The organism is Pantoea sp. PGP6, from assembly GCF_053474785.1.
Window position 1 is genome coordinate 2,899,200 of record NZ_JBQBMA010000001.1, and the last position, 26,183, is coordinate 2,925,382.

Genomic DNA, 26,183 nt, shown 5'->3' on the forward strand with positions numbered 1-26,183 from the left:
TATGCTGTGATTGGCGTTAATGACTGAATTATACTTCCGCGTCTTTAAGACTGTGTACAACACCGGGCTCTGCGCCACCGAACAGGATGCTGAAACGCGCCATGACAGGACATGCTTCCCCGATACTGACCTCGCTGCTCGATACGGACGCTTATAAGCTCCACATGCAGCAAGCCGTCTTCCACCGCTATCATGATGTCACGGTGGCGGCGGAGTTTCGCTGCCGCGGCGACGAACTGCTGGGCCTCTACGCTGACGAGATTCGTGACGAGATTCGCGCAATGCAAACGCTGGCGCTGACCGATGACGAATATCACTGGTTATCCCGCCTGCCCTTCTTTCAGCAGGATTACCTCAACTGGCTGCGCGATTTTCGCTACAACCCCGATCAGGTTGAGGTACGTAATCACCATGGCAAACTTGAACTGCGTATTCAGGGACCGTGGCGCGAAGTGATTATGTGGGAGGTGCCGCTGCTGGCGCTGATCAGTGAAGTGGTGCATCGTCACCGCACCCCTGAGGTCATCACTCAGCAGGCGGTCGATCATCTGCAGCAGAAACTTGCCGACTTTACTCACCAGGTGGCCGATCTGGATATGTCACGCTTCCACCTGATGGATTTCGGCACCCGCCGTCGCTACTCGCAGGATGTACAGCAGGCAATAGTGGCGACGCTGAAACAGGATTTTCCGTGGCTGATCGGCACCAGCAACTACGATCTGGCGCGGCGCCTGACGCTGACGCCGGTCGGTACGCAGGCGCACGAGTGGTTCCAGGCGTTCCAGCAGATCAGCCCGGTACTGGCCAACAGCCAGCGCGCCGCGCTGCAGGCGTGGCTGGATGAATATGATGATCAGCTCGGCATCGCCCTGACCGACTGTATCGCTATGGATGCCTTCCTGCGTGATTTCGGTCCGGTGTTTGCCCGACGCTATCAGGGGCTGCGCCACGACTCCGGCGATCCGGTCGAATGGGGCGAGAAAGCCCTCGCCCACTATCAGAAGCTGGGTATCGACCCGCAAAGCAAAACGCTGGTCTTTTCCGACAATCTCAACCTCGACAAAGCGCTGGCGCTCTATCGCCACTTCGGTCAGCGTACCCGGGTCATTTTCGGCATTGGTACCCGCCTGACCTGTGATATCCCGGGCGTCACGCCACTGAATATTGTGATTAAGCTGGTGCAGTGCAACGGCAAACCGGTGGCGAAACTGTCCGACAGTCCGGGCAAAACCATTTGCCAGGATAAAGCCTTTGTCCGGGCTCTGCGTAAAGCCTTTGATCTGCCGCTGGTGAAAAAAGCGAGTTAAGCCACTTCTTATCGGGGCGTTGATGCGCCCCGCTTCTGCTGTAATAAATCGTCCATTCCGCCGGATTTTGCTTGTTTCCTGAAGACTCACAAGTAACATAGCAAAACCCCCGGTTCGGGGACCTTTTTACTCACTTCTTCTATATAGAGAGATATTTATGAGCGTTGTGCCTGTAGCGGACGTACTGCACGGTCGCGTCGCGGTTGACAGTGAAGTCACCGTACGTGGTTGGGTGCGTACCCGAAGAGATTCAAAAGCCGGTCTTTCCTTCATCGCCGTATATGACGGCTCCTGCTTTAATCCCGTTCAGGCAGTCGTCAATAATTCTCTGAATAATTATCAGGATGAAGTATTGCGTCTGACCACCGGCTGTTCCGTGATTGTCACCGGCACCGTGGTGGCCTCGCCCGGTCAGGGCCAGGCTTTTGAGATTCAGGCAACCCGTCTTGAGGTTGTTGGCTGGGTGGAAGATCCTGACAGCTACCCGATGGCGGCGAAACGTCATAGCATTGAGTATCTGCGTGAAGTGGCTCACCTGCGTCCACGTACCAATCTGATCGGTGCCGTCGCCCGCGTTCGTCATACTCTGGCGCAGGCGCTGCATCGCTTTTTCCATGAAAATGGTTATTTCTGGGTCTCCACCCCGCTGATTACCGCCTCGGATACTGAAGGTGCCGGTGAGATGTTCCGCGTCTCAACGCTGGATCTTGAAAACCTGCCGCGCAACGATCAGGGCAAAGTCGATTTCAGCGAAGATTTCTTTGGCAAGGAAGCGTTCCTGACCGTTTCTGGTCAGCTGAACGGCGAAACCTATGCCAGCGCCCTGTCAAAGATTTATACCTTTGGCCCGACCTTCCGCGCAGAAAACTCTAACACCAGCCGCCATCTGGCGGAGTTCTGGATGCTGGAGCCGGAAATCGCCTTCGCGTCGCTGGATGATGCAGCTGCGCTGGCGGAGGCGATGCTGAAGTATGTGTTCAACGCGGTACTGGAAGAGCGTGCTGATGATATGGCGTTCTTTGCTGAGCGCGTTGATAAAGAAGCGGTTGAGCGCCTGCAGCGTTTCATCACTACCGACTTCGCCCAGGTCGACTACACCGACGCGGTTGAGATTCTGATCAACTGCGGTCAGAGCTTTGAGAATCCGGTGTCATGGGGTATCGATCTCTCCTCTGAGCATGAACGTTATCTGGCCGAGAAGCATTTTAAAGCGCCGGTGGTGGTGAAAAACTACCCGAAAGACATTAAAGCGTTTTATATGCGTCTGAACGACGACGGTAAAACCGTGGCGGCGATGGACGTACTGGCACCGGGCATCGGTGAAATTATCGGTGGTTCGCAGCGTGAAGAGCGTCTGGATGTTCTTGATGCACGCCTGCAGGAAATGGGTCTGAATAAAGAAGATTACTGGTGGTATCGTGACCTGCGTCGCTACGGTACCGTGCCACATTCTGGCTTTGGATTAGGTTTCGAACGTTTAATCGCCTATGTCACCGGCGTACAAAATGTAAGGGACGTTATCCCCTTCCCACGTACTCCACGTAATGCGAGCTTCTAACTTTCTGCATTAATTATAAGAAATTCATATATATAAAGAGGTCGGCACTGCCGGCCTTTTTTTATTTTTGTAAATTTTGAGTTCTCTCACAAAGTTCCGTGTTTTTTACATTTTGTAATACATATTTTCCTTTTGAAACCAGATTACGAGTTTCGTAGCATTTTCGAGGTAGAATTAAGGCTGGGGGGATGGAAAGATGCGTGCAGACACAGGAAGACACCAAACTTCTTTCAAGGTTCCCGTAAAGGTTTCTTGACGGCAGTGGCAGGTGTACAAATAACTCCAACGAGGGTAATGAATAATGATGAAGCGCAATATTCTTGCAGTGGTTATCCCTGCTCTGTTAGCCGCAGGCGCAGCAAACGCAGCCGAAATTTATAATAAAGACGGCAACAAACTGGACCTGTACGGTAAAGCCGTTGGCCTGCACTACTTCTCTGATAACGATGCTGCCGATAACGATGGCAACAATGGCGACAAATCTTACGTTCGCTTCGGCTTCAAGGGTGAAACTCAGATTAACGACCAGCTGACCGGTTACGGCCAGTGGGAATACAACGTTCAGGCCAACAACTCTGAAGGTTCTGACGCACAGAATGGCAACAAAACCCGTCTGGGCTTTGCTGGTCTGAAATTCGGTGATGCTGGCTCAATCGACTACGGCCGTAACTACGGTGTGGTTTACGATGCAATCGGCTGGACCGATATGCTGCCAGAATTCGGTGGCGACTCAGGCTACTCAGATAACTTCATGAACGGTCGTAGCACCGGCCTGTTGACCTACCGCAACACCAACTTCTTTGGCCTGGTAGATGGCTGGGACTTTGCCGCTCAGTACCAGGGCAAAAACGAGCGTAGCGACCTGCGTCGTGCTAACGGCGACGGCTGGGGCTTATCAACCTCTTATACCTCACCAATTGGTCTGGGTATCGTGGGTGCCTATAGCAGCAGCGATCGTACTAACGACCAGGCTGCTGGCGCACGTACCACTATTACTCCTGCTGCTGGCGGCGATGGCGTCACCACTACCACAGGTCAGGGCGCGGGCAAACGTGCTGAGAACTGGGCAACCGCTATCAAGTATGATGCAAACAATGTTTACCTGGCTGCAATGTACGGTGAAACGCGTAACTCAACCCCAGTTACCGCTACCGGTACGCTGGCAAACGGAGACAAATTCTCTGTAGCGGGCTTTGCCAACAAAGCACAGAACATTGAACTGGTTGCACAGTATCAGTTCGACTTCGGTCTGCGTCCATCTATCGCCTACGTTCAGTCTAAAGGCAAAGATATCGAAGGCGTGGGCGATGCTGACCTGATCAAATACATTGATATCGGCGCAACCTACTACTTCAACAAAAACATGTCTACCTATGTGGACTATCAGATCAACCAGCTGGATGACGACAACCGTCTGGGTCTGAACACTGATGATACTGTAGCGGTTGGCCTGGTTTACCAGTTCTAATCTCGCTGTCAGAAGATGTTTAAAGACGGGGCCATCGGCCCCGTTTTTTTATGTCTGTTATCCGGTGATAACCTCTTTCTTCCGCTCCTTTCCTCATTGGTGCTCCACTGACTGCGGTCAGAGCGGAAGCAGGCCCGCAAAATGTATCAATAAGTCTCGCAAACGGTTGGCTTTTGCCTGGCCTGACGCTAACCTGAGAACTCATTTTGCTAACGTTCCCGCTACTGGACCTGACTCATGTTTGAATCGATCTCTGCTGCACCCGCCGATCCCATTCTTGGGCTGGCCGATCTGTTTCGCGCTGACGACCGCCCTAACAAAATTAACCTGGGTATCGGCGTCTATAAAGACGAAACCGGCAAGACCCCGGTGCTGACCAGCGTTAAGAAAGCCGAACAGTACCTGCTGGAAAACGAAACCACCAAAAACTATCTCAGCATTGATGGTCTGGCTGATTTTGCACGCTGTACCCAGGCGCTGTTGTTTGGCAACCAGAGCACGCTGATTACCGCCGGTCGTGCGCGGACAGCACAAACCCCGGGCGGTACTGGTGCGCTGCGCGTTGCGGCGGATTTCCTTGCCACTCAGACCAGCGTGAAACGGGTATGGGTCAGCAATCCCAGCTGGCCGAACCACAAAAATGTGTTCAATGCTGCCGGTCTTGAGGTGTGTGAATACCAGTATTACGATGCGGAAAATCACACGCTCGATTTTGAAGGCCTGCTGGCGTCGCTGAAACAGGTACAGGCGGGCGACGTGGTGCTGTTCCACGGCTGCTGCCATAATCCAACCGGTATCGATCCAACGGCCGAACAGTGGCAGCAACTGGCGCAGCTGTCGCAGGCTGGCGGCTGGTTACCGTTGTTTGACTTTGCCTATCAGGGCTTCGCCCGTGGCCTTGAGGAAGATGCTGAAGGACTGCGTATTTTTGCCGCGTCGCATCAGGAACTGATTGTCGCCAGCTCTTATTCTAAGAACTTTGGTTTGTATAACGAGCGCGTCGGGGCCATTACGCTGGTGGCCGCTGATGCCAACGTGGCCGATACTGCCTTCAGTCAGGTGAAATACACTATCCGCGCCAACTATTCCAATCCGCCAGCTCACGGTGCGGCCGTGGTTGCCACCATCCTCGGTAATGATGCACTGCGTACCATCTGGGAGCAGGAGCTGTCAGACATGCGCCAGCGTATCCAGCGTATGCGCCAGCTGTTCGTCAATACCCTGGCAGAGAAAGGTGCGCAGCGTGACTTCAGCTTCATCATCCGGCAGAACGGGATGTTCTCATTTAGCGGCCTGACTAAAGATCAGGTAATTCGTCTGCGCGAAGAGTTTGCGGTCTATGCGGTTAATTCAGGACGGGTAAACGTTGCGGGCATGACGCCAGACAATATGTCGGCGCTGTGTGAGGCGATTGTCGCGGTGCTGTAATCGTGATGAAAAAATGGGCCAGCCGGCCCATTTTTTATTGCAGAAAAGGATTGCTGATCCGTTCACGCCCCAGCGTTGAAATCGGACCGTGTCCCGGCACGAAAGTCACATCATCGCCCAGCGGCAGTAATTTTGTCCGGATGGCATCAATTAGCTGCTGATGATCGCCCTGCGGGAAATCAGTGCGACCAACACCGCCGTTGAAAATCACATCACCTGAGATCAGTAAGCGTCCCAGACGATCAAAGAACACCACATGACCGGGCGAATGGCCCGGACAGTGCAATACTTCCAGCGAGACTAACCCTACCTGTACGCTGTCACCCTCTTCCAGCCAGCGATCCGGCGTGAAAGGCGCACACTCTTCCAGCCCGAACATTCGGCTCTGCGTCGGAAGCGCTTCCAGCCAGAAGGCATCGCGTTTCTGCGGTCCGACGATGGGCACCTGATAAAACGCCGCGAGTTCGACCGCTGCACCGACATGATCGAGATGTCCATGGGTGAGCAGAATCTGCGCGGGTTTCAGTTTGTGTTGTTCCAGCGTTTGTTTGATACGTTCGGCATCACCGCCCGGATCGACCAGCGCCGACTCCCCGGTGGTATCGCACCAGATAACCGAGCAATTCTGAGCAAAGGCTGTAACAGGAATAATATGGTAATTCATAACGCTCCATGACCGGCTCACGCAGCGTTGCCGGCGTCGTTACCAGTGCCTGATCGGCCCGGTATCAATGTGCACAAAGTTGCTGCGAGGATAATATCCTACACCACCCGCGCGCAGAGATAACGCCGCTTTGCGTACATTGGCTAAGGTCACGCCTTCAATGTGAAAATCCATCGCCTGACCTTTGGTGTGGTAGCTGTGTTTCGCCACGCCAGGCCCGCTTTCACGCAACATATTATTAGTAGCCAGTGAGCGATAACCGGAAACCAATTGTACTGGCTTACGGGTTTCCAGCAGCGCCTGCAGACGGAAAATCTGGTCGAACAGATGGGGGTCGATGCTTTTCACTTTATTGGCGCGATAGTCACGGAAAAAATGATTTAAACGTGATAACTCATCCCTGTCGTAACTCTTACCATTAAAAAATTCAGTTTTAAGGGTTTCACCCGTGTGAAGGTTGTTAAGTGTTAATACCCGCGGGCGAGAAGTTGAAAGTGAAGCCCTTGCAGAAGCTGGCAATAATGCCAGTCCGGCGGCAGCACTTCCGCAAAGCAGTAGTTTGCGACGAAAAGAATCAATAGTAGACATTAACCGTATTACCTGAGAGTGAAGCCATAGAAATGTGCAAAAAGCGCACAGGCCGAACCATAACTTTCTCTCACAGAGGCGTCAACCCATCCCGGGTGGCTTTGTGCGGCGATCCCGGGCGGGATCGCCTTTTAATGAAGAATTTTGCTTACGGCGGCAGACGGCTAACGATTGAAAATCAATCACTAGAGCAGCAATTGCTCAGCCCGCTTTAACGCCTGGCTGCCTGAACGTGCCGTGTCATCATAATTGTAAATATCTGTTCGGAACTGCGGTTTGCCGTCGTCAGCGACCCAGGCGGTCAGATAATAGAGGTTGACCGGAATACGATGGCGAATCGGCACATAGCGGGTATCGCCCTCTTTCAGCGTGCTGGAGATACGGGAATCATTCCAGCCTGCATCCTGTAGCAACAGTCCGGCCAGTTCAGAGGCCTTGTTCACCCGCACACAGCCTGAGCTAAGCGCACGGATATCGCGCTGGAACAGGTTATGATTCGGCGTGTCATGCAGATAGATAGCATCCGAACTCGGCATGTTGAATTTGTAGCGTCCCAGCGCGTTCATCTGACCTGGGGCCTGACGCAGGCGATACGGGAACGAGGAAGCGGACACCATGCTCCAGTCAATCATGCTGGGGTCAATCACCTCGGCATCCTCACTCCAGCCTGACAGCAGGGTATAGCCATGTTTGTAGAGGTAGCCAGGATCCTGTTTGACCTTCGGAATAATATCTTTGCGCACCAGCGTGGTCGGCACGTTCCACGGTGGATTCAGCACCACGTTGTTGAGTGCGCTGCGCATCAGCGGCGTTTTACGGTCGGGACGCCCGACAATCACCCGTGATGACAAAATCTTGTTGCCGTTGTTGTAATAAATCAGTGAGTAGTTGGCGATGTTCACCATGATGCCGTTGTGCATATCATCCGGCAGCAGGCGCAGTCGCTGGATATTCAGCGCCAGCAGTGAGGCGCGCATCTGCGGTGATACGTTAAGCCACTGACGCGTTCTGGCGCCGATAGCGCCGTCACCGTCCAGCCCCTGCCACTGCTGAAAACGCTTCACCGCTGCCACCAGCGTATTGTCGTAAACATTCGCGCTATTATTCGCATCCAGCGTCAGGCTTTGCACGTTACCCGGCGACTGCGGCGATGAAACAGGCAGATCGGTGACCGGCGTAGCCGACGGACTGACCACCACCGGCTGATCGCTGTGGCTGACCGGTACTGTTGAAACCGGAACCGCGTCCTCATCCGGTGCCGGCGCAGTGGTCTGAGCGGTCAGCATCCCGCTACGCTGCAGGATTTCACGTAACGCTGGCACATCATCACTCACCTGTCCCGGACGCAGGGTTTCGCTCCCCTTCAGCTGCGGCCATGGGCGTTTGTCGCTGAGCAATGTTTTGAGCGCAGCGTGCATCGGGCGATATTGCGGGTGCTGCGGTTCCAGTGAGGTAATAAATGCGCTGTCTGAACCAGCATTGACGGCGTTCTGCCACTGATTCACCACTGACACCGACGGCTGCGCCAGCTTATACGGCACGTTGCTGTAGAGCCAGGTTTCACCCTGGGTAGGCACGCTGGAGACAAACTGCAGATAGCCGAGCATCGCATCAGACAGCGTGACGTCACGAGCAAAGCCGGAAATCGCCGGATCGGTCAGACGTTCAACCCAGCGGGTAAACTGTGGCTGCACGCCAGAAAGCGCGGCTTCCGCCAGCTGCTGCTGAAATTTTTGCACCGCCTGGCGGTCCTGCCAGATCGGTTGCATATGACGTGACGCATACAGCGTGGCCAGTGAAGGCAGATAGAATGGTTGATCGGCGCTGGAGAAGGCCTGCCGGATACGTTGCTGACTATCGGTGACTGACGTCGCCCCCTGCGTGATCCCCGGCATAGCGGCAATCACCGCGGCCTGTGGCAGTGTAAATGGAACCACGGTTAGCGCCAGCGCTAACAATGAAACAACACGATGATGTTTAAACGTATTTGCCAGCAACATCCCTGCCCCCTTATCTGTTCAACTGCGCAGCGTTCCCTGAAACTACTGCGACCGGGCTGCTTACTCATAATGTTGAGTATACAAACAAAAACGGCATTTGCCTCACGCGACAAATGCCGTTACCAGATTAACCAATGGTTCTGTTTTTGACTACGTTTCAGCCTGCGATTTTTCACCGGCTAAATCGGGCAGAGAATCGCTCTCATCCTGACGTCGGGTCGGTGAAGGATCGGCAGCGAAACCGCGCAGGCCAACCACATGCACATGCTCAGTGTTGTTAAACACCTTACGCACCAGCTTGTAAGTGGTGCCTTTCTCCGGACTGATATTTTCCGGCGCGGCGATCACCAGCTGCATTTCCAGTCGTTCACACAGCTCAAACAGCGTGGCGATGGAGCGCGCATCGAGACGCGCCGCTTCATCAAGGAACAGTAACCGGCAGGGGGAAATGTCTTTACCGCGCAGGCGGCGCGACTCCTCTTCCCAGCTCTGTACCACCATCACCAGAATCGACATCCCGGTACCGATCGCTTCACCGGTTGACAGTGCGCCACTTTCTGCACGCAGCCAGCCGTCTGATCCACGGTTAACTTCGACTTCCATCTCAAGATAATTGCGGTAGTCCAGCAGCTCCTCACCAATGGTCTGCGGCGTGCGCTGTCCCATATCGATGTGCGGATTGAGGCGCTGATAAAGCTTCGCCAGCGCCTCTGAGAAGGTCAGACGATTGCTGTTAAACAGATCCTGGTGCTGCTCATGCTCTTCCGACAGCGTATCCAGCAGCATCGCATGCGTCTCCCGCACGTTGACGTTGAGTCGCACGCTGCGCACCTGACCAAAGCTCACGGTTTGCAGGCCCTGGTTCAGCTGGCGGATACGGTTCTGCTCACGCTGAATGGTTTTGCGGATAATGTTAGCGGCACTGCGCGAACTGATAGCCAGCGTCTGCTCACGCGCGGTCAGCTCTTCCGTCAGGCGATTCAGCTCAATTTCCATCTGCTCAATCGCTTCGACCGGATCGTCGGTGCGAATAATATCCTGACGAATACGCTCGCGCAGATGCTGGTAAACCGCAATAAAGAACTGAATCTTCCGTTCCGGACGTTTCGAATCTTCCGACAGACGCAGCACGTCACGCAGATGTTCGTTGTCGGCTACCGCCAGACGCAGCGCACCCAATGCCTTATCCGACATAGAACGCAGCTCGTCGCCGCTCAGGTAAGCCAGTTCACGACGATGCAGGCGACGTTCGACACCATTCTCTTTCACCAGCCGCAGCACCGTACACCAGCCCGCCTTGGCGCTGACCACCTGTTCGCGCACCTGATGATAGTTACGTTCCAGCTGGCGCAGTCGCTTCTGCAGGTTTTCCATTTCCGCTTCACAGAAGGTCAGCTGTTTCTCCAGCTGATTACGCCGCGCACGGTTATGGCTCAGCGCCGTATAGAGTTCATCACGACGCACCCGCGCCCGTGCTTCGGCGTTGGCATCAGCGTGAACGCCGATATCCTGCATCTCCTGCTGCAACTCTTTCAGCATGTCGCGTTTGGCGTCGTAGGCACTTTTCAGCGAGGCCAGCACCTGGGCGTATTGTGTCAGCTGCGCCTGATGCTCGCGCAGACGTTCACGGCTGCGACTCCGCTCCGCCTCCGCCTGCTCCAGCCGCTGACGCAGTTTGTCGCTGAGATCGTTGTTGCCGTTAAGCATGCTCGACGAATCGTCATAGCCAAAGTGCGCACGACGCTGCACCACTTCCGTCAGGGCAAAAGCCTGCTGGCGGGCGTTGCGCTGCTGTTGCTGCGCCTGCTGATAATCGGCCTGCAGCTGTTCATGCTGTTCCGGATCGCTCTGCAGTACGGCGATAATCGGTTCGAGTTTCGCCAGTTTCGCGCCATGCTGATGCAGGAAGCGCGCTGCATCCTGCGCTTCCTCAACCTGCTCGCGGATCTCTTCGCAGCGATCGGCCAGCGTCTCATCCAGCAGCAGATTGACGCGCGGCAGCAGCCGGTTGAGCTGCGCTACGCCCTCTTTCGCCAGTTCATATTGCTGACGCTGCTGCTGATTATTGCTCTCGTGCTGATTAAGCGCCCGCTCCAGCTCGCCGCGGCGCGCGCCCAACTGACGAATCTGGGCTTCCGGATCGGCATCAAACGCCACCGCGAGATGACTACCGATAAACCGGCTGAAGGACTGATGCAGACGCTGGGTTTTCTGTACGTCGAATGACAACGTGGCATAGCGCTCAGCCAGACGATCGCGTTCGCTGTGCAGCAGTTCAAGCTGATTCTCACGTGCGGCACGACCAAACAGCGGTATTTTCGGGAAACGCGAATAGCGCCACTGACGCTCCGCGACTTTTACCACCACCGCATTCTGCAGCTCATCGACGCTGAATACGCTGTCATCGAAAGATTGCGGATCGCCCTCGATCAGGTAGAGATCTTCCGGGCACTCTTCCAGTCCGTCGAGCTGCTCGCGCACCAGCGACAGATCGGGTACCACAATCGCGTGACGCGACGGACCGTACAACGCCGAGAAGTAAGGCGCGTCATCCAGCGTGACATCATCATAAATTTCGGACAGCAAGACGCCGCCGAAGCGTTCGGCCAGTTGGTTCAGGCGCGCATCTTCGGCACCGCCAGGCTGGCTGAGACGTTCAATCTGCTGCTCGATATCGCGTTTACGCGCCGCCACTTCGTCACGTTCAACGGTGGTTTCACGTTCCCGCTCCAGCAGCTGCTGCATATATTCGGTCACGTCCTGACTGCTGGTCAGCGCCTGCCCGGTCTGCTCACTAAGCTGCGTCAGGATTTCCTGCGCCGCCAGCCAGTGCGGTGCCCGGGCCGTTAGCGTGGCGATCCGTTCGCGCAGCTGTTCCAGCTCCTGGCGCATCATCATGCGCTGCTCACCCGCGTCCGCGACGCTGCTGTTCAGCTGCTCAATCTGTGCTTCAAGTTCGCGCTGCAAACCTTCCAGCGCATCGGCTTCATAGTGCTGTCCCTGGCGCTTACAGAACTCCGCCAGCAAGCGCTCAGCCTCATGCTGCTCGCGCAGACGCTGTTCCAGCTCGTTGAGCCGCAGACGCAGCGAAGAGAGCTGCTCAGCGTGATGCCGCTGATTGCTGGCGTCGCGCAGCAATGCCCGGCCGGTCTGCCACGCATCCTGACGGGTAACATCACCGGCAATGCTGGTCACCAGCGCCAGCGCCTGTTCAAACTGGCTGTGCGCCGCCTCGGCCACGCTCAGCTTTTGCTCGAGGTTCAGTAACCGCTCGGTCGCCTCCTCCTCTTTGGCCTGGAAGCTGGCCTGCCATTCTGCGGCGTTGTCGATGGTTAAATCAGGCAACTGACAGAGTGAACGGGCGCGTTCCAGCGCCTGCAGCGCCTGCTGATACTGAATGGCGCGGGTTTGCTGAACGTCAAGCGCCTGCTGGAAGTCGGCCAGCTGGCTTTTCAGCTCATCCACTTCCAGTTCGGCCGCTTCGGCCCGCGCTTCATTCTCTTCCTGAATCTCGCGGGCTTCCGCCACCACTTCGCTCTGCTCTTCCAGCCGCAGCGTCAGGTCTTCGATATCGGCGTCGTAGCGCTCAATCTTTTCCTGCTGGCGCATCGCGGTCTGCACCAGATTCAGGTGATCGCTGGCCGCCTGATAATCCACTTCGAGGTCGTTTTCCGCCCCGCTGTGCTCGGCCAGTTCGCGCGCCATTTCGACGTGACGATACTGTTCAGAGGCGAGCTGGCTGCGGCTGCTGAACAGCTCATTACGCAGCTGTAATGCACTGTCGAGGTGCACCCGGCGCTCGTTAGCGTGACGCATATAGTCGGCAGAGACGTAGCTGGTTGCTTCCGAAATCAGATGCTTAAACAGATCGCGGTCCGACTGAGTAACGCGAATCGCTTCCAGCGTCATGCGGTTCTCGCGCAGCGCCGCTTCCATGTCCTGGAAGGCTTTACGCACGCCGCTGTTTTCCGGCAGCAGGTAATCACGCAGTGAGCGGGTAATCGCGCTGGAGATACCGCCGTAAAGCGAGGCTTCAATCAGGCGGTAAAACTTACTGCGATCGCTGGCAGAACGCAGACGACGCGGCACCACACCCAGATCAAACAGCATGGCGTGATAATCGGTAATCGAGCTGTAGGCGCGGAACTGAACGCCTTCCTGCGCCTCAACGCGTTCTTTAACTTCGTTAAGCGGCAGTACGCGCGCCTGACGGCTGTTAAGGATCTCCGTCAGCATATCCGTCGGGTTGGTGTCGGTCGGCAGGCCATGAATACTGAACGGCTTGATGTCGACCTTTTTATCCCGACCCGCGATTTGCTGCAGACGGACGCCCACCACCACCCGCTGATGGCGGGAGTTCACCACGTCGAGCATTGAGTAGCAGACGCCGGCGCGCAGTTTACCGTGCAGGCCCTTATCGCGTGAACCGGAGGTCGCTCCCGCTTCGGTGGTGTTCCGGAAGTGCAACAGCGTCAAATCGGGGATCAGCGCGGTAACAAACGCGGCCATGGTGGTGGATTTCCCCGCACCGTTACCGCCTGACAGGGTGGTGACTAATTCATCGAGATCAAACGTGCGGGCAAAGAAGCCGTTCCAGTTGATCAGCGTAAGCGACCGAAATTTTCCGCGCTCAATCATGCCTGTTGTTCCTCTGCGTTCTCACTCGCATCGCTTTCCTGTTCCTCGCCTTCATCGGCGTCAACCGCAGCCGTGGCATTCTCCAGCAGCATCGCCTCGCCATCACGGATCAGCCGCAGTTGCGCTTCGCGGGCATCATCACCGCTACGCACATCAGCGCCAAAGCGGAACACCGATTCGGTGATACGGAATTTGCTGCTGTCGTTACCGAAAAACCACACCATACCGAGGCGGCGCAGACGGCTCAGCGACGCGCGGACTTTTTCCTGCAGTTTGGTGCGATCGAGATCCGAGCCGGTTGAACGCTGGTTAACCAGCTTCAGCAACTTGCTCTCATCGGCCAGCGACAGCAGTTCGTCATACAGCTCCTGCTGGGTGAAGATGCCTTCATTCGCCAGCCGTTCCGGGCTGAGGTAGAGATAGCAGAGAATTTTTCCGACCATCATGTCTAACTCAGACAGCACCGAGCGCGGGATCAGCGTGGTTGAACGCGGACGAAGATAGAAAAAACCTTCCGGCGCACGAATCAATTCAACGTTGTAGCGGCTGTAAAACTCTTCGAGAAATGCCTGGTAATCCATCAGAAAAGCGTGATTGTCCAGCTCTTCAATACCGATATGTCGTCCGGCGCGCAACTGGCTGTCGAGCGCGGGAAAGATCGGATTTGCCAGTGCCTGTGCCAGCTTAACCGGCATCACTTGTTCAATATTTGTCGATGACATGTGCCTGCACCTTGGCTCCGTAATCATTGATGGCTTGCCATTCCACAGGCAAACCGGCTAAATCAGCTTCCGCTACGCCAAGGCGTACCGCCTGGTCGACCACAATCCGCGCCAGGTCAAAATGACGGGCGCGGGGGTACTGAGCCAGGTAGTCACGCATCACTGACGCGAGGTTGAGCGGTTTTTGTTGCGTTTTGTAGATCTGCAGCGCCTCTTCAATCATCGCTGCCAGCTGTTCGCGAATTTCGTTGAACTCTTCGTACTCCATCTCGGCCGGCAGTTCGCCCATCACTTCGTCATTACGCAGCGTCAGCTCTTCATCGCGCATGTCATACAGGCGATCGGCGTTGGCATAGGTCAGCGCCCACGGCGCATCGAAGTAGTTCTGCACCGAAACCCGCAGACGCTGGGCAAAGACGCGGTTTTTGTCCATGTCGATGGCGGTACGAATAAATTTGTGTACGTGGCGGTCGTAGCCGATCCACAGGTCGATCGCCTGCTGGCCCCAACTGGTAATGCGGTCAAGTTTGCTTTGCAGGTCAAACACCAGCTTATCGACGAAGCCCAGATCCGGGCTGTTCAGCGTCGCATCCTGAATCCGCAGCAGGTTCTCCTGCAGCTTGTCGCCTGCCGCTTCCAGCGTATCCTGCAGTTCACGCAGCGTACCGGAGGTTTCCGACAGCAGCATTTCACAACTGGAGATCGCCGCGCGCCAGTCTTTATTCAGCAGTTCAGCGATATCGTTTTTCACCGCCTGCTGCTGTTCATCCATCAGACGCTGGGTCATGTCGATGCTGTCAAATATCTCAGCCACCGAGTATTTCAGCGGCGCGAAGACATTGCGATGCCAGTGAAACTCATCCCCGTTTTCCTGCGCAGCATCGGCTGCCCGCTTAAGCTCATTGGCTACGATGGAGAGCTGCATCGACAGGCGTAAGGTCGAAAACTCACGCTGACGGATGTAGTAATCGGTAATGCCGATCGCCAGCGGGGTCAGACGATAGATGGCATTGCCTTCGGTCAGTTCGCTGGTAAAGCGGTTAAGCAGGCGCTGTCGCACCATGTCGTTGATGGCGTTGTTGGCGCGAACCAACACGGTTTCATGGGTTTGTTCGAAAGCCTTACTGACGTGACGGAAAGCATCAATCAGATCGCCTTCACTCATTTCGCCATCCATCCGCTCACCGTTGAGGGTGGCGATAGCCAGCAAAAAGGCCAGACGTTCTACTGGCAGCGCAAGAGAGAAGTCATTCTTGCGCGCCCAGGATACCAGTTCAGGTACCGTCTGGGAAAATTCACTCATAATTCGTCCTTCTGCCCGGGTTTGCGCGCAGTTACATGGATATAGCGCCCTAAGCTCAAAAAGGGTTCCTGACGGCAGTAACGCCGCTCCATCTCAATAATTTCTTCGTCGCTTTTAGGCTCGCCTTTCGGCGGCTTCATATAATCACTGAACACCCGGATCCCGGCGCGTTGCTCAATGACGAAACCGCACGCTTCCAGCCAGCGGTAGACCTGATCGGGATCGCGCGGATAGTCAGGCGACAGCGTACGCTTTTTACGTTTGGTCAGATTGGTCCGCAGATAACCGAAGTTGCCGAGCGTTAAGGTGCGAAGCGTCAGGCCGTGCAGGTTATAAAACATCAGCGACATCACGCCGCCCGGACGCAACAGATCAAACAACGCCTTCAGCACTTTTTCCGGTTCCGCGACCCATTCAAGCACAGCGTGAAACAATACCAGATCCACCGGCTTATCCAAATGTTCGCCCACCTGCTGTGCGCTAATTTGTTTGAATTGCATGTTGTGGCTCACACCCTGCGCTGCGGCATTTTCCTCGGCCCGGCGCAACATCTCACCGGAGAGATCACACAGCAAAACCTGGTGACCGCGCGCGGCCAGCCCGCTGGAGACCTGGCCAACCCCGCCGCCCGCATCGAGAACCGACAGCGGATGCGGTGACAGTCCGGGCAGAATGGTTTCCAGCTCATCCCACAGGATCGCCTGGCGCACTCGCCCTTTGGTGGTGCCGTATATATTTTGCGAAAATTTATCCGCGAGATCGTCAAAGTTACGATCCTGCATGGCATGCGCTCCGGTATGCTGCGGTGAGACTTGTGCTATTTTGTCACAGGCACCAGAAGAATGAACCTTTCATCCCCATCTTCCCTTCCGGCTGCTGTTTTTTCGGACAACAGGAGTCTTTTTAGATGTTTTTTACCCTGAAAAAAGTGATCGGCGGGCTGTTGTTACCCCTGCCGTTTCTGCTTTTGCTGATGGCGCTCGGTATTTTATTGCTTTGGTTCACCGACTGGCAGAAAAGCGGCAAAATTTTAATCTCCGCCAGCTGGCTGTTTTTGCTACTGCTGAGCCTGCAGCCGCTGGCTGACCGCCTGCTGTTGCCACTTGATAGCCGCTATCCGACCTGGAACGGCACACAGCCGGTCGATTACATCGTGGTACTCGGTGGCGGCTATACCTTTAATCCTGACTGGGCGCCCAGTTCGAACCTGCTCAATAACAGCCTGCCGCGCGTGGCGGAAGGAGTACGTCAGTGGCGTCGCTATCCACATGCCACGTTGATTTTTACCGGTGCCGCAGGCGGCACTAACCCGCGCAGCAGTGCCTCGGTGGCCGCGCAGGTGGCTGAAAGTCTGGGCGTACCAGCGGATCATATTCAGATTCTCGATCAGCCGCGGGATACTGCTGATGAAGCTCAGGCGGTAAAGAGCGAAGTGGGTCAACGCCCGTTCCTGCTGATCAGCTCAGCCAATCATCTGCCGCGGGCGATGCGCTTTTTCCATGCAGTGGGACTGAACCCGATTGCCGCGCCGGCCAACCAGTTAGCGATAACCTCGCCGCTCAATGGCTGGGAGCGCGCCATTCCATCATCAATCTGGCTGAGTCACAGCGAGCGGGCAGTTTATGAAACGCTGGGTACGGTACTGCAGCGGCTGAAGGGAGAGGAAACGCGGTCATCCGAGCCAGGGGAGTAGCTGTGCGCGCGCGTGGTCGAAACGTGGCCGGTCAAATTCGCCGGTCTGCACCAGCCGATCGATACAATCCCACAACTGATAGAGCCAGCGCCGCCAGACAAAGCCTTCAGCAACTGGCGCGCGTTGCAGATAGGCGTGCAGCAGTGCGGTCTCAGCGGGTGACTCATCAAGCTGAATCAGATCGTATTCACGCGGTGCCCAGAGAATCGTACCCGGCTGCGTCATCGCCAGCAGCTGATCGCTGCGGGGATTTTTCAGCATACTTTGCAGCCTGACGTTACCGTGAACCAGCACGCAGGGATCGTTAAAGTCGCGAAACAGATGCGCTAACCGCGCCCGGCTGCGGAACAAAATCTGACGATCGTCCAGCGTAAAGGCAGGCGGTCGCAGATAACTTAAGGTCGACCAGAGCACCTCTACCCGTTGCGCATACCAGGCGGGCCAGTGGTTTTCCTGGGTACTGTCTACCGTGCCCACCAGACCGTGGCTGTCGAGCCGGTGCCAGGCAAGTAGCCCTTCCACTACCTGTTCGCAAAACTGTTGCCAGCGTTGAGCATCACGCGCTGGCGCTTCGGCCGGCACGCCATTGAGCCGCGCCAGCAGCAGCATTTCATGCACCGGCGGTTGCTGGCTCATCACCAGACCAAATACGGCTGGCACCGCAATCAATCCGGCATGGCCCAGCAGCGCCAGTTTTTTTGCTTCCAGCGCAGCACGGCCCTGATGACGGAAATACTTCGCCATCACCGGCATCGGCTGACCTTCACTATCGTACAGCGCATAAAGTCGGGTGGGTGGATGTTCGCTGATTACTTCGAGACGACTGATGTTCTCACCGAGTACCAGCGCCAGTTCAGATTTAAGCTGTTCCATGCGGCATCCTCCTCAGATGAATTTCACACTATCCTGAAGGGACTACAGATAAGAAGTTTAGTGGCGGATCAATAAAATTGCGCAGTAACGGGGAGCGTCTCCCCGTTTGATCAGGCCTGCATGGCGGCGCGAACGCGCTGCAGATCTTCTGGCGTATCCACTCCGACGCTGGGGATGGTTTGCGCCACGGCAACATGAATCTTTTCGCCGTACCACAACACCCGCAACTGCTCGAGCAGCTCGATCTGTTCCAGCGGGCATGGCGCCCAGGCAACGTAGCGGCGAATAAAGCCGGCACGGTAGGCATAGATGCCAATATGACGCAGCAGAGTGTCACCAATCTGCTCGCGTGAGCGGGCATAACGTTCACGATCCCACGGGATTGTCGCCCGTGAAAAATAGAGCGCGTAGCCGTTAACGTCCATCACCACTTTCACCGCATTCGGATTAAAAGCTTCCTCTGCATCGGTGACTGGCACCGCCAGCGTCGCCATTCCTGCCGCAGAACCGGCCAGATTGGTCGCTACCTGCCGCACGATCTCCGCCGGAATCATCGGCTCGTCACCCTGCACATTGACGATGATCTCATCATCAGCGAACTGATATTTTTCGATCACTTCCGCCAGACGCTCGGTGCCGGACTGATGATCGGCACGCGTCATGCAGACTTCACCGCCTGCAGCTTCAACCGCCTGCGCCACCGCCGGATGATCGGTCGCGACGATCACCCGACTGGCGCCCGACTCACGGGCGCGCTCCATCACATGTACCACCATTGGCTTGCCGTGGATATCGACCAGCGGCTTACCCGGTAAGCGGGTTGACGCATAACGCGCAGGAATGATGGCGGTAAAACTCATGGATGAATCTCTTCAACAGAGAGCGTACGGGCTTCATTTTCCAGTAACACCGGAATGCCGTCACGCACCGGAAACGCCAGGCCGTCCGGTTTGCAGATCAGCTCCTGCTGCGCATTGTTATAGTAGAGTTTGCCATTGCACACCGGGCAGGCAACGATTTCGAGTAAACGATGATCCATATGTCCTCCATCAGGGACCGAATGCGTAAGGGGTAAAGCATACCATAGCCCAGCCCGGGCGGGAGGGCGTAAAACGTATCAGCACATCACGGGCTACCCGCTTCGCGATTCAGCGACCACTGGGCCGGCCAGTGCTGTCGCAGCGAGGCCGGTGCCTGCAGCAGCGAGACGGTTTCCGCCCCCTGCCATGCCGCAAAGCGCTCAATCGCCCGCCGGATATCCTGCACAAATCGCAACGTGACCCGCGTCTGCGGCTCAAGCCAGATATTTTTAATCTCCAGCTGCTTTGACTGACGCAACATACGGGCATCCAGCCGGCCTTTTATCTCACCACGATGCAGCATCGGCAGGACAAAATAACCAAATTTGCGCTTAGCCGCTGGCGTATAACACTCGATGCGGTAATCAAAGCTGAACAGTTCCAGCGCACGCTTGCGGTCCCAGACCACCGGGTCAAATGGTGATAAAAGCGCACTGTGTGTCGCCTGCAGCGGGTTCTCAAGCATCGGCAGCAAATCGCGATGCAGCCACATGTCGCCCAGCCCGTCGGCCGTCACCGCAATCAGATCGCCCGCTTCCTGCGCTTCTGCCAGAAAGGTGCTGAGCGGCACCCGTTTCAGGCGGTAATAGTCTGCCAGCCAGCTGCCGCGAAAAATGCCGAGACTGCGGGCGCTGTTAAGTAACATCAGACGGGTAGCCTCAGCTTCGCTGATGCTGTGCAGAGCATCCTGCCAGTCGGGCATCACCCGGCTGCGCAAATCGTATACCCGTTGAAAATTGCGGCGTTCAGCGACCATCAGCTCACCGGCACTGAACAGATTTTCCAGATGCCGCTTGTGCGGTTTCCACGCCCACCATCCCGGCTTATGATTCGCGGCATGCGCAAAGTCCGCTGCGCGTACCGGGCCGTTTTCGCGGATTTGCTGCAGTAATTCAGCGATTTCCTGCTGGTGGTCAGCGACCCATTGCGCATTGTACTTCCAGCCCAGCCGTTCCGGCGACAGCATACGATGACGCAGCAATCTGTAGTCGGCTCGCGGAATAAAACAGGCCTCGTGTGCCCAGTATTCAAACACCTCGCCCTGCGCCAGCGCCTGTTCCAGCCACACCGGAGGATAGTCACCGAGGCGACTGAACAGCACCAGATAGGGGCTACGGGCCACAACATTAATGGTATCGATTTGCAGCAGCGACATACGGGAGATGCAGTCAATCAGATCCTGATAGCGGGCGCGCTGGCGCGGTGGACGCAGCAGGCCCTGCGCGGCGAGATGAAGGTGACGTGTTTGCTGTAATGAAAGTGAATGCAGAGGGTTCATTCTCTTCCTTATCCGGTCTGGTGACTAGTTGCGCGCCTGACCGCTGCGGCACAGCTGTTCGATATCGTCCAGCAATGGGGTGACTGCCGTGCCCTGCAGACGGGCATCAACCGGCAGATACCACCAGTTGGGCTGGGCAAAGTGGCGGCATTTCACCGCATCCTTTTCGGTCATCAGCAGCGGCTGTCCGTCTGTTGTCAGACGCGCCAGCTCATCCTGACTGTAAGCGTGATGATCGGCAAAGGCGACTTCTGCCACCGGGATGATGCCCAGCTGTTTCAGTGTGGTAAAGAAGCGCGGCGGATGCCCGATACCGGCCATGGCGATAACCGGATCAAGCTGATCAACCGGCCGGGTTTCGCCGGTCAGCAAATGCGTCGCCAGCCCAGGCTGAAGCTGCATGGCTATCTCACCGTGCTGCGCTTCGCCGCCGTTAACCACAATCGCATCCACCTGACTCAGCCGACTGGCACGTTCCCGCATCGGCCCGGCCGGTAGCCACCAGCCATTGCCAAAACGACGTACCCCATCCACCACCACAATTTCGCGGTCGCGCTGGAGCGCATAGTGCTGCAGGCCATCATCGGTGATGATCACATCTAACGGCCCCTGTTTCAGCAGCGCTTCAATCGCCAGCCGCCGCTTTGGCGCTACGGCCACCGGCGCACCGGTGCGCTGGGCGATCAGTACCGGCTCATCTCCAGCCTGTTCGGTGGAGGTCTGCCCGGTAACCAGCAGCGGATACTGCTCGGCTTTACCGCCGTAGCCACGCGACACCACGCCCGCACGCAGACCGCGCTGTTGCAATGCTTCGACCAGCCAGATGACTACCGGCGTTTTGCCATTGCCGCCAGCCGTCAGATTGCCCACCACCACCACCGGCAGCGGTGCGCGCCAGCTTTTACGCCAGCCGCGCTGATAACTGAATCGAATCAGAGTGGTGATCGCCCCATACAGCAGGCTCAGTGGCCATAACAGCAGCCATAAGGGTGAACGACCACTCCAGATACGCTCAATCATTGGCCGAATTGCATCTTGTGCAGCTGTGCATAGGCTCCGCGCTCTGCTAACAGCACCTGATGCGTTCCGCGCTCAACAATCTGACCATCTTCGATCACCACGATTTCATCCGCTTTTTCGATGGTAGAGAGTCGGTGGGCAATCACCAGTGAGGTACGGTTCTTCTGCAGTTCGTCCAGCGCTGACTGAATGGCCCGCTCGGATTCCGTATCCAGTGCCGATGTTGCTTCATCCAGGATCAAAATAGGACAATCACGTAACAGGGCACGCGCAATCGCAATACGCTGACGCTGGCCGCCTGACAGCAGCACGCCGTTTTCGCCGATCACCGTATCCAGCCCTTGATCCATCTTATTGATGAAGTCCATGGCATGCGCCATGGTTGCGGCCTTTTCGATCTCCGCGCGGCTGTACTGCTCGCTGCGGGCATAGGCGATGTTATTGGCAATGGTGTCATTGAACAGATGAACATTCTGCGACACCAGCGCCACCTGATTACGCAGCGAACGTAAGGTGTACTCGCGCAGATCGTAACCGTCCAGCAGGATTTCTCCCTGCTGAATGTCGTAAAAGCGAGTCAGCAAGCTGGCCATGGTCGACTTACCGGAACCGGAGCGACCCACCAGAGCAACCGTTTTGCCTGCCGGCAGAGAGAGATTGATATTGCGCAGCGCCGGCACATCACGCCCCGGATAGGTAAAGGTGACGTTGCGGAACTCAATATCGCCCTTCGCACGGGTAATTTCACGGCTGCCGTTATCCACTTCCTGCTTGCTGTCCAGAATAGAGAACAGCGTCTGACAGGCGGCCATACCGCGCTGGAATTGAGCATTGACGTTAGTCAGTGATTTCAATGGACGCATCAGCGCGATCATCGATGAGAACACCACGGTGATAGTACCGGCCGTCAGGGTATCCATTACGCTGGGGAAGCTGGCGGCGTAAAGCACGAAAGCCAGTGCCAGAGATGCGATCAGCTGAATCACCGGATCGGAAATTGATGAGGCTGAAACCAGCTTCATTCCCTGCTGACGCATGCGATTACTGACCCGGGCAAAGCGCTCAGATTCAATCTCCTGACCGCCAAAAATCAGCACTTCTTTATGGCCCTTCAGCATCTGCTCAGCGCTGGTGGTCACCTGCCCCATGGTATTTTGCATGGTTTTACTGATATTACGGAAACGCTTAGAGACGGTGCGGATAGCAAAAGAAACGATCGGTGCCAGAACAATCAGAATCAACGACAGCTGCCAGCTGTAGTAGAACATCATGATGAACAGGCCAATAATCGACGCACCTTCACGCACTACCGTCACCAGCGCACCAGAAGAGGAAGAAGCTACCTGTTCGGAATCATAGGTGATGCGTGACAGCAGGGTACCGGTTGACTGCTGGTCAAAGAATGATACCGGCATGCCCATCATATGGCTGAATAGCCGACGGCGGATATTCATGACCACGTTGCCAGAAACCCAGGAGATGCAGTAACTGGAGATATAACTGGTCACGCCGCGGATCAGCATCAGGCCAATAACCACCAACGGCATCCACAGCATCACCGATTTATCGGCTTTACCAAACCCATCATCCAGTAACGGTTTCAACAGGGAGAGCATTAAGGCGTCGCCCGCAGCGTTAATAATCAGGGCAATGGAGGCCACAATTAATCCCGCCTTGTTAGGCGCGATCATCGGCCAGAGTCGGCGGAATGTCTGCCACGTAGAGAGATCTTTATCTAGATGCATTATTTATTCACGCTGTTGGAAATAGCCGGCCATTCTACCTGGATTCGCGTTTGACGCCAAACCACTGATGATACCAACGGGGCATTAATTGATCGCGCAGACCAGAAACCGCAATTTTACCCTGTTGAATAGTGATGCTTATCTGACCCGATTGCCCGGTATCGAACCAGTTAAAGCTGGCCCGCTGATAATTCTCCAGTACGCTTTTGGCGGGCATCCGCCATGCATTGTAGCGTGCCAGCGAGGCTATAGCGGTCTTTCCCGCCGTACTGCGCAACAGCAGCCGGGTTGAGGAGGTGCGGCTGCCATGGTGCGGCACCTGCAGAATATCGACCCTGAGACGTTGTTTCTCCAGCGCAACCAGTTGACGTTCCGCCAGCGCCTCAATATCGCCGGTTAACATGACTCTGACCTGGCCGTCATCAACGATGATCACACAGGAATCGTTGTTGTCGCCCACCGTTGGTATCGACAGTGGCCAGAGTACTTCAAAGTGGAGTTGCTGCCAGCGCCATTGCGTACCGCGTACGCAGGGTAAGTGGGCGTTGTTTGCCAGCGCGCTGCGCACTTTCACCGCCGGCCAGCGTGCTGTTATCGATTCCAGGCCGCCAGTATGGTCGAGATGTTTATGGCTGAGAATCACCTGTTGCAACCGCAGCTGTTTTCGCTCCAGCCACGGAATAATCACCCGGCTGCCAGCATTGTCGGTCTGCCAGCGCGGACCGGTATCATACAGTACCGCCTCATCGCCCTGGCTGATCACCATACTTAAACCGTGGCCAACATCCAGCATATCGATGCGCCATCCCTGCCCCTGCGGCGGCTGGCGACTCAATACCATCGCTAGCGCGATTGCGCTGCTGCTCACAGGCAGAGAAAAGAACAGCTGGGTCCGCCATACGATCAACCCACCCCATACCAGCACCGCGAAAAATGCAGTGCTGTGCAGTGGCCACCAGCCGGGTGGCAATGCTGCCAGACTCTGTAGTAACGCCCGTAACGACAGGTCGGCAGCCTGCCAGAATAGCAGCGATAACGCCGGTACAGGCAGCAGCATTGCGATAAGAATCAGTGGCACGGTGATAAACGACACTACGGGAATGGCCACCACATTGGCCACCAGCGCAGTCAGACTCAGTCCGTTAAAAATCCCCACCTGCAGCGGTGCCATCAGGATCAGCATTCCCAGTTGAAGATGCAGCAACTGCACGGGCAACCAGCGCCGTTGATGATGAAATCGCCACGGAAGCGGGAACCAGTGATACCAGATTAACAGCATGGCGACGGCCAGCGTTGAGAGCCAGAAGCTTTCCGACAGCACGGTTAGCGGATCGAGAATCAACAGCAGCGCCACGCAATATGTCCAGACCTGCCAGCTATTCAGCTGCACACTGGCAAAACGGGTGAGAGCCCAGAGCGTAAGCGCCAGCAAAGCACGCTCGGCAGGAGGATGCGCGCCTGACAGCCAGCTATAGAGCGCAGCGAACAGCCAGCTTATCATCAGCGGGAAGCCATAGCTGATGTAGCGTGCCGGCAACCTGTACTGCATCCCGCGCGCCAGTAGCCAGCCGCAACCGGCCGCCAGCGCAATGTGCATGCCTGATATCGCCATCAGGTGGGCGGTACCGGTATCCCGTAACAGCTGTCGTGTTTCACGGCTCAGGTCATCCCGGATGCCGAAAGCCAGGGCCTCTAACGTAGCCTGCGACGGTAAGGCGGTGGTCTGCCTGCGGTGCCATAGGATAAATCGCCAGCGCCAGTTACACGCCCGATTGTCAGCTACCTGATGAATAATGCGTCCCTGAAGCGGTGTATTATTCGCCAGCGCAAAACGCTGCGCATCAAACCCCCCCTCATTCAGTCGGGCATGAACCGCGCGTAAACGCAGCTTCATGGTCCAGCGCTGGCCGGGACAGTACTGCTCAGGATCGGCATCAAAGTAAAGCCAGGCAAAACGCGGCGGAAACAGCATCTTTTCGCCCTCTTTCAGCAGACGAACCCTGATTTGCTTTCTCTCCTTTCTCAGTTCGCTAATACGGATGCTGTAAGTCGCTGGCCGCTCGGCATGGTGTTCAATATCTCTGACCATTAATCGTGCATCATTAGTTGCCCATGCCAGAAACATCAGGGCGATCCCGGTTATGCGCAGGCTTTGCGGGCGACTGTGCAGTAAAATGATCCCGGTTAATAGCAAGCCGAGAATGATACCGCCAGAGGGAAGTCGGGCGATAAACAGTAAAGGCAACGTAGCAACAACTGCCAGCCGGGCTAAAACTATCCATGTCAGCATAATCACATCCATTCTGATGAATGTGTTTATTCTGAACGGTTGGCGAAGAGGTGAAAGCAGGTAATCAGGCAGTAGCGAGCGGCATCGCATTAATCCGCAGGGCTTGCAGAGTGGGTTGCACTAATCCGGATGTCAGCTCCAGGTGTCAGTGCTGAAAAATAGCAGGCAAAAAAAACGACATCCGGAGATGTCGTTTGTCTGGTTCGGTATCGGCTTAGCCGTAGATATTTGCGCGATCGCGCAGTTCTTTGCCTGGCTTGAAGTGGGGAACGTATTTACCTTCCAGATCCACTTTGTCACCCGTTTTAGGGTTACGACCAGTACGCGGAGCGCGATAGTGCAAAGAAAAGCTGCCGAATCCCCGGATTTCGATGCGTTCGCCCTGTGCCAGCGTAGTGGCCATGTGCTCAAGCATCTCTTTTACTGCATCCTCAACGACTTTCGCCGGTATATGAGTATGCTGTCCCGCCAGTCTTTCGATCAGTTCTGACTTGGTCATGTAACCTCCGGTTTATCCCTCTGGGAATG

Annotated in this window: 20 protein-coding genes; 5 read left to right on the forward strand and 15 right to left on the reverse strand. The window is 56.0% G+C overall.

All coding sequences use genetic code 11. From position 1 onward, the window contains the following. Window positions 1-101 precede the first annotated feature (101 nt). The 4 genes from pncB to ACLIBF_RS14210 all read left to right on the forward strand — a co-directional run bounded on the left by pncB (window position 102) and on the right by ACLIBF_RS14210 (window position 5,761). Window positions 102-1,307, forward strand: a complete 1,206-nt coding sequence (gene pncB / locus ACLIBF_RS14195) for a nicotinate phosphoribosyltransferase (RefSeq protein WP_279809364.1) — start codon at window positions 102-104, stop codon at window positions 1,305-1,307. A 157-nt stretch (window positions 1,308-1,464) separates the two neighbouring features. Next, a complete protein-coding gene (asnS, locus tag ACLIBF_RS14200; RefSeq protein WP_031376622.1) occupies window positions 1,465-2,865 on the forward strand; it encodes an asparagine--tRNA ligase in 1,401 nt (466 codons plus the stop codon). 301 nt (window positions 2,866-3,166) lie between these two features. Further along, window positions 3,167-4,333: a porin OmpF gene (gene ompF / locus ACLIBF_RS14205; protein ID WP_031376623.1), complete on the forward strand. Its 1,167-nt coding sequence runs from the start codon at window positions 3,167-3,169 to the stop codon at window positions 4,331-4,333. 237 nt (window positions 4,334-4,570) lie between these two features. Then, entirely contained in the window at window positions 4,571-5,761 is a 1,191-nt protein-coding gene (locus ACLIBF_RS14210; protein ID WP_031376624.1) for an amino acid aminotransferase, read from the forward strand. Between the two features lie 34 nt (window positions 5,762-5,795). On the opposite strand, the gene ACLIBF_RS14215 is transcribed toward ACLIBF_RS14210, so the two are convergent. The 7 genes from ACLIBF_RS14215 to cmoM all read right to left on the reverse strand — a co-directional run bounded on the left by ACLIBF_RS14215 (window position 5,796) and on the right by cmoM (window position 16,458). Then, window positions 5,796-6,425, reverse strand: a complete 630-nt coding sequence (locus ACLIBF_RS14215) for an MBL fold metallo-hydrolase (protein WP_069728111.1) — start codon at window positions 6,423-6,425, stop codon at window positions 5,796-5,798. Window positions 6,426-6,464: 39 nt separating this feature from the next. Continuing rightward, a complete protein-coding gene (locus ACLIBF_RS14220; RefSeq protein WP_069728110.1) occupies window positions 6,465-7,013 on the reverse strand; it encodes a YcbK family protein in 549 nt (182 codons plus the stop codon). A 185-nt stretch (window positions 7,014-7,198) separates the two neighbouring features. Next, window positions 7,199-9,013, reverse strand: a complete 1,815-nt coding sequence (ldtD, locus tag ACLIBF_RS14225) for a L,D-transpeptidase (protein ID WP_279809366.1) — start codon at window positions 9,011-9,013, stop codon at window positions 7,199-7,201. Between the two features lie 150 nt (window positions 9,014-9,163). Continuing rightward, window positions 9,164-13,651, reverse strand: a complete 4,488-nt coding sequence (mukB, locus tag ACLIBF_RS14230; protein WP_448310007.1) for a chromosome partition protein MukB — start codon at window positions 13,649-13,651, stop codon at window positions 9,164-9,166. Then, the gene (mukE, locus tag ACLIBF_RS14235; protein ID WP_031376629.1) at window positions 13,648-14,373 is read right to left on the reverse strand and encodes a chromosome partition protein MukE; all 726 of its coding nucleotides are present in this window, start codon (window positions 14,371-14,373) and stop codon (window positions 13,648-13,650) included. Before mukE ends, mukB begins: the two co-directional genes overlap by 4 nt. Further along, window positions 14,354-15,676, reverse strand: coding sequence for a chromosome partition protein MukF (gene mukF / locus ACLIBF_RS14240; protein ID WP_046288417.1), 1,323 nt, complete (start codon window positions 15,674-15,676; stop codon window positions 14,354-14,356). Before mukF ends, mukE begins: the two co-directional genes overlap by 20 nt. Beyond that, entirely contained in the window at window positions 15,673-16,458 is a 786-nt protein-coding gene (gene cmoM, locus ACLIBF_RS14245) for a tRNA uridine 5-oxyacetic acid(34) methyltransferase CmoM (RefSeq protein WP_031376631.1), read from the reverse strand. Before cmoM ends, mukF begins: the two co-directional genes overlap by 4 nt. Window positions 16,459-16,583: 125 nt before the next feature. On the opposite strand from cmoM, the gene elyC reads away from it, so the two are divergent. Continuing rightward, window positions 16,584-17,369 carry an envelope biogenesis factor ElyC gene (gene elyC / locus ACLIBF_RS14250; protein ID WP_031376632.1) on the forward strand — a complete coding sequence of 262 codons (786 nt, stop codon included), beginning with the start codon at window positions 16,584-16,586 and terminating at the stop codon, window positions 17,367-17,369. Here elyC and ACLIBF_RS14255 read toward each other — a convergent pair. The 8 genes from ACLIBF_RS14255 to ihfB all read right to left on the reverse strand — a co-directional run bounded on the left by ACLIBF_RS14255 (window position 17,349) and on the right by ihfB (window position 26,154). Then, window positions 17,349-18,242 (reverse strand): YcbJ family phosphotransferase, encoded by an 894-nt coding sequence (locus tag ACLIBF_RS14255; RefSeq protein WP_031376633.1) that lies wholly within the window; start codon window positions 18,240-18,242, stop codon window positions 17,349-17,351. The two genes, elyC and ACLIBF_RS14255, sit on opposite strands and share 21 nt — an antisense overlap. Window positions 18,243-18,352: 110 nt before the next feature. Further along, complete coding sequence (kdsB, locus tag ACLIBF_RS14260) at window positions 18,353-19,102, reverse strand: 3-deoxy-manno-octulosonate cytidylyltransferase (RefSeq protein ID WP_031376634.1); 750 nt, start codon at window positions 19,100-19,102, stop codon at window positions 18,353-18,355. Then, entirely contained in the window at window positions 19,099-19,281 is a 183-nt protein-coding gene (locus tag ACLIBF_RS14265; RefSeq protein ID WP_031376635.1) for a Trm112 family protein, read from the reverse strand. Before ACLIBF_RS14265 ends, kdsB begins: the two co-directional genes overlap by 4 nt. An 86-nt stretch (window positions 19,282-19,367) precedes the next feature. After that, on the reverse strand, window positions 19,368-20,600 hold the full coding sequence (locus ACLIBF_RS14270) for a winged helix-turn-helix domain-containing protein (protein WP_089561092.1): 1,233 nt from the start codon (window positions 20,598-20,600) through the stop codon (window positions 19,368-19,370). Window positions 20,601-20,624: 24 nt separating this feature from the next. After that, complete coding sequence (gene lpxK, locus ACLIBF_RS14275; protein ID WP_279809369.1) at window positions 20,625-21,620, reverse strand: tetraacyldisaccharide 4'-kinase; 996 nt, start codon at window positions 21,618-21,620, stop codon at window positions 20,625-20,627. Beyond that, complete coding sequence (gene msbA / locus ACLIBF_RS14280) at window positions 21,617-23,365, reverse strand: lipid A ABC transporter ATP-binding protein/permease MsbA (RefSeq protein WP_046288418.1); 1,749 nt, start codon at window positions 23,363-23,365, stop codon at window positions 21,617-21,619. The genes lpxK and msbA overlap by 4 nt, the downstream gene beginning before the upstream one ends. Window positions 23,366-23,399: 34 nt before the next feature. Next, a complete protein-coding gene (locus ACLIBF_RS14285) occupies window positions 23,400-25,655 on the reverse strand; it encodes a DNA internalization-related competence protein ComEC/Rec2 (RefSeq protein WP_448310008.1) in 2,256 nt (751 codons plus the stop codon). Between the two features lie 214 nt (window positions 25,656-25,869). Continuing rightward, entirely contained in the window at window positions 25,870-26,154 is a 285-nt protein-coding gene (ihfB, locus tag ACLIBF_RS14290) for an integration host factor subunit beta (RefSeq protein WP_003849360.1), read from the reverse strand. Window positions 26,155-26,183 lie beyond the last annotated feature (29 nt).

Excerpts from the sequence above, each read along its gene's own strand:
- pncB (WP_279809364.1), top strand. The coding sequence starts at position 102 with ATGACAGGACATGCTTCCCCGATACTGACCTCGCTGCTCGATACGGAC.
- asnS (WP_031376622.1), top strand. The coding sequence starts at position 1,465 with ATGAGCGTTGTGCCTGTAGCGGACGTACTGCACGGTCGCGTCGCGGTT.
- ompF (WP_031376623.1), top strand. The coding sequence starts at position 3,167 with ATGATGAAGCGCAATATTCTTGCAGTGGTTATCCCTGCTCTGTTAGCC.
- ACLIBF_RS14210 (WP_031376624.1), top strand. The coding sequence starts at position 4,571 with ATGTTTGAATCGATCTCTGCTGCACCCGCCGATCCCATTCTTGGGCTG.
- ACLIBF_RS14215 (WP_069728111.1), bottom strand. The coding sequence starts at position 6,425 with ATGAATTACCATATTATTCCTGTTACAGCCTTTGCTCAGAATTGCTCG.
- ACLIBF_RS14220 (WP_069728110.1), bottom strand. The coding sequence starts at position 7,013 with ATGTCTACTATTGATTCTTTTCGTCGCAAACTACTGCTTTGCGGAAGT.
- ldtD (WP_279809366.1), bottom strand. The coding sequence starts at position 9,013 with ATGTTGCTGGCAAATACGTTTAAACATCATCGTGTTGTTTCATTGTTA.
- mukB (WP_448310007.1), bottom strand. The coding sequence starts at position 13,651 with ATGATTGAGCGCGGAAAATTTCGGTCGCTTACGCTGATCAACTGGAAC.
- mukE (WP_031376629.1), bottom strand. The coding sequence starts at position 14,373 with ATGTCATCGACAAATATTGAACAAGTGATGCCGGTTAAGCTGGCACAG.
- mukF (WP_046288417.1), bottom strand. The coding sequence starts at position 15,676 with ATGAGTGAATTTTCCCAGACGGTACCTGAACTGGTATCCTGGGCGCGC.
- cmoM (WP_031376631.1), bottom strand. The coding sequence starts at position 16,458 with ATGCAGGATCGTAACTTTGACGATCTCGCGGATAAATTTTCGCAAAAT.
- elyC (WP_031376632.1), top strand. The coding sequence starts at position 16,584 with ATGTTTTTTACCCTGAAAAAAGTGATCGGCGGGCTGTTGTTACCCCTG.
- ACLIBF_RS14255 (WP_031376633.1), bottom strand. The coding sequence starts at position 18,242 with ATGGAACAGCTTAAATCTGAACTGGCGCTGGTACTCGGTGAGAACATC.
- kdsB (WP_031376634.1), bottom strand. The coding sequence starts at position 19,102 with ATGAGTTTTACCGCCATCATTCCTGCGCGTTATGCGTCAACCCGCTTA.
- ACLIBF_RS14265 (WP_031376635.1), bottom strand. The coding sequence starts at position 19,281 with ATGGATCATCGTTTACTCGAAATCGTTGCCTGCCCGGTGTGCAATGGC.
- ACLIBF_RS14270 (WP_089561092.1), bottom strand. The coding sequence starts at position 20,600 with ATGAACCCTCTGCATTCACTTTCATTACAGCAAACACGTCACCTTCAT.
- lpxK (WP_279809369.1), bottom strand. The coding sequence starts at position 21,620 with ATGATTGAGCGTATCTGGAGTGGTCGTTCACCCTTATGGCTGCTGTTA.
- msbA (WP_046288418.1), bottom strand. The coding sequence starts at position 23,365 with ATGCATCTAGATAAAGATCTCTCTACGTGGCAGACATTCCGCCGACTC.
- ACLIBF_RS14285 (WP_448310008.1), bottom strand. The coding sequence starts at position 25,655 with ATGCTGACATGGATAGTTTTAGCCCGGCTGGCAGTTGTTGCTACGTTG.
- ihfB (WP_003849360.1), bottom strand. The coding sequence starts at position 26,154 with ATGACCAAGTCAGAACTGATCGAAAGACTGGCGGGACAGCATACTCAT.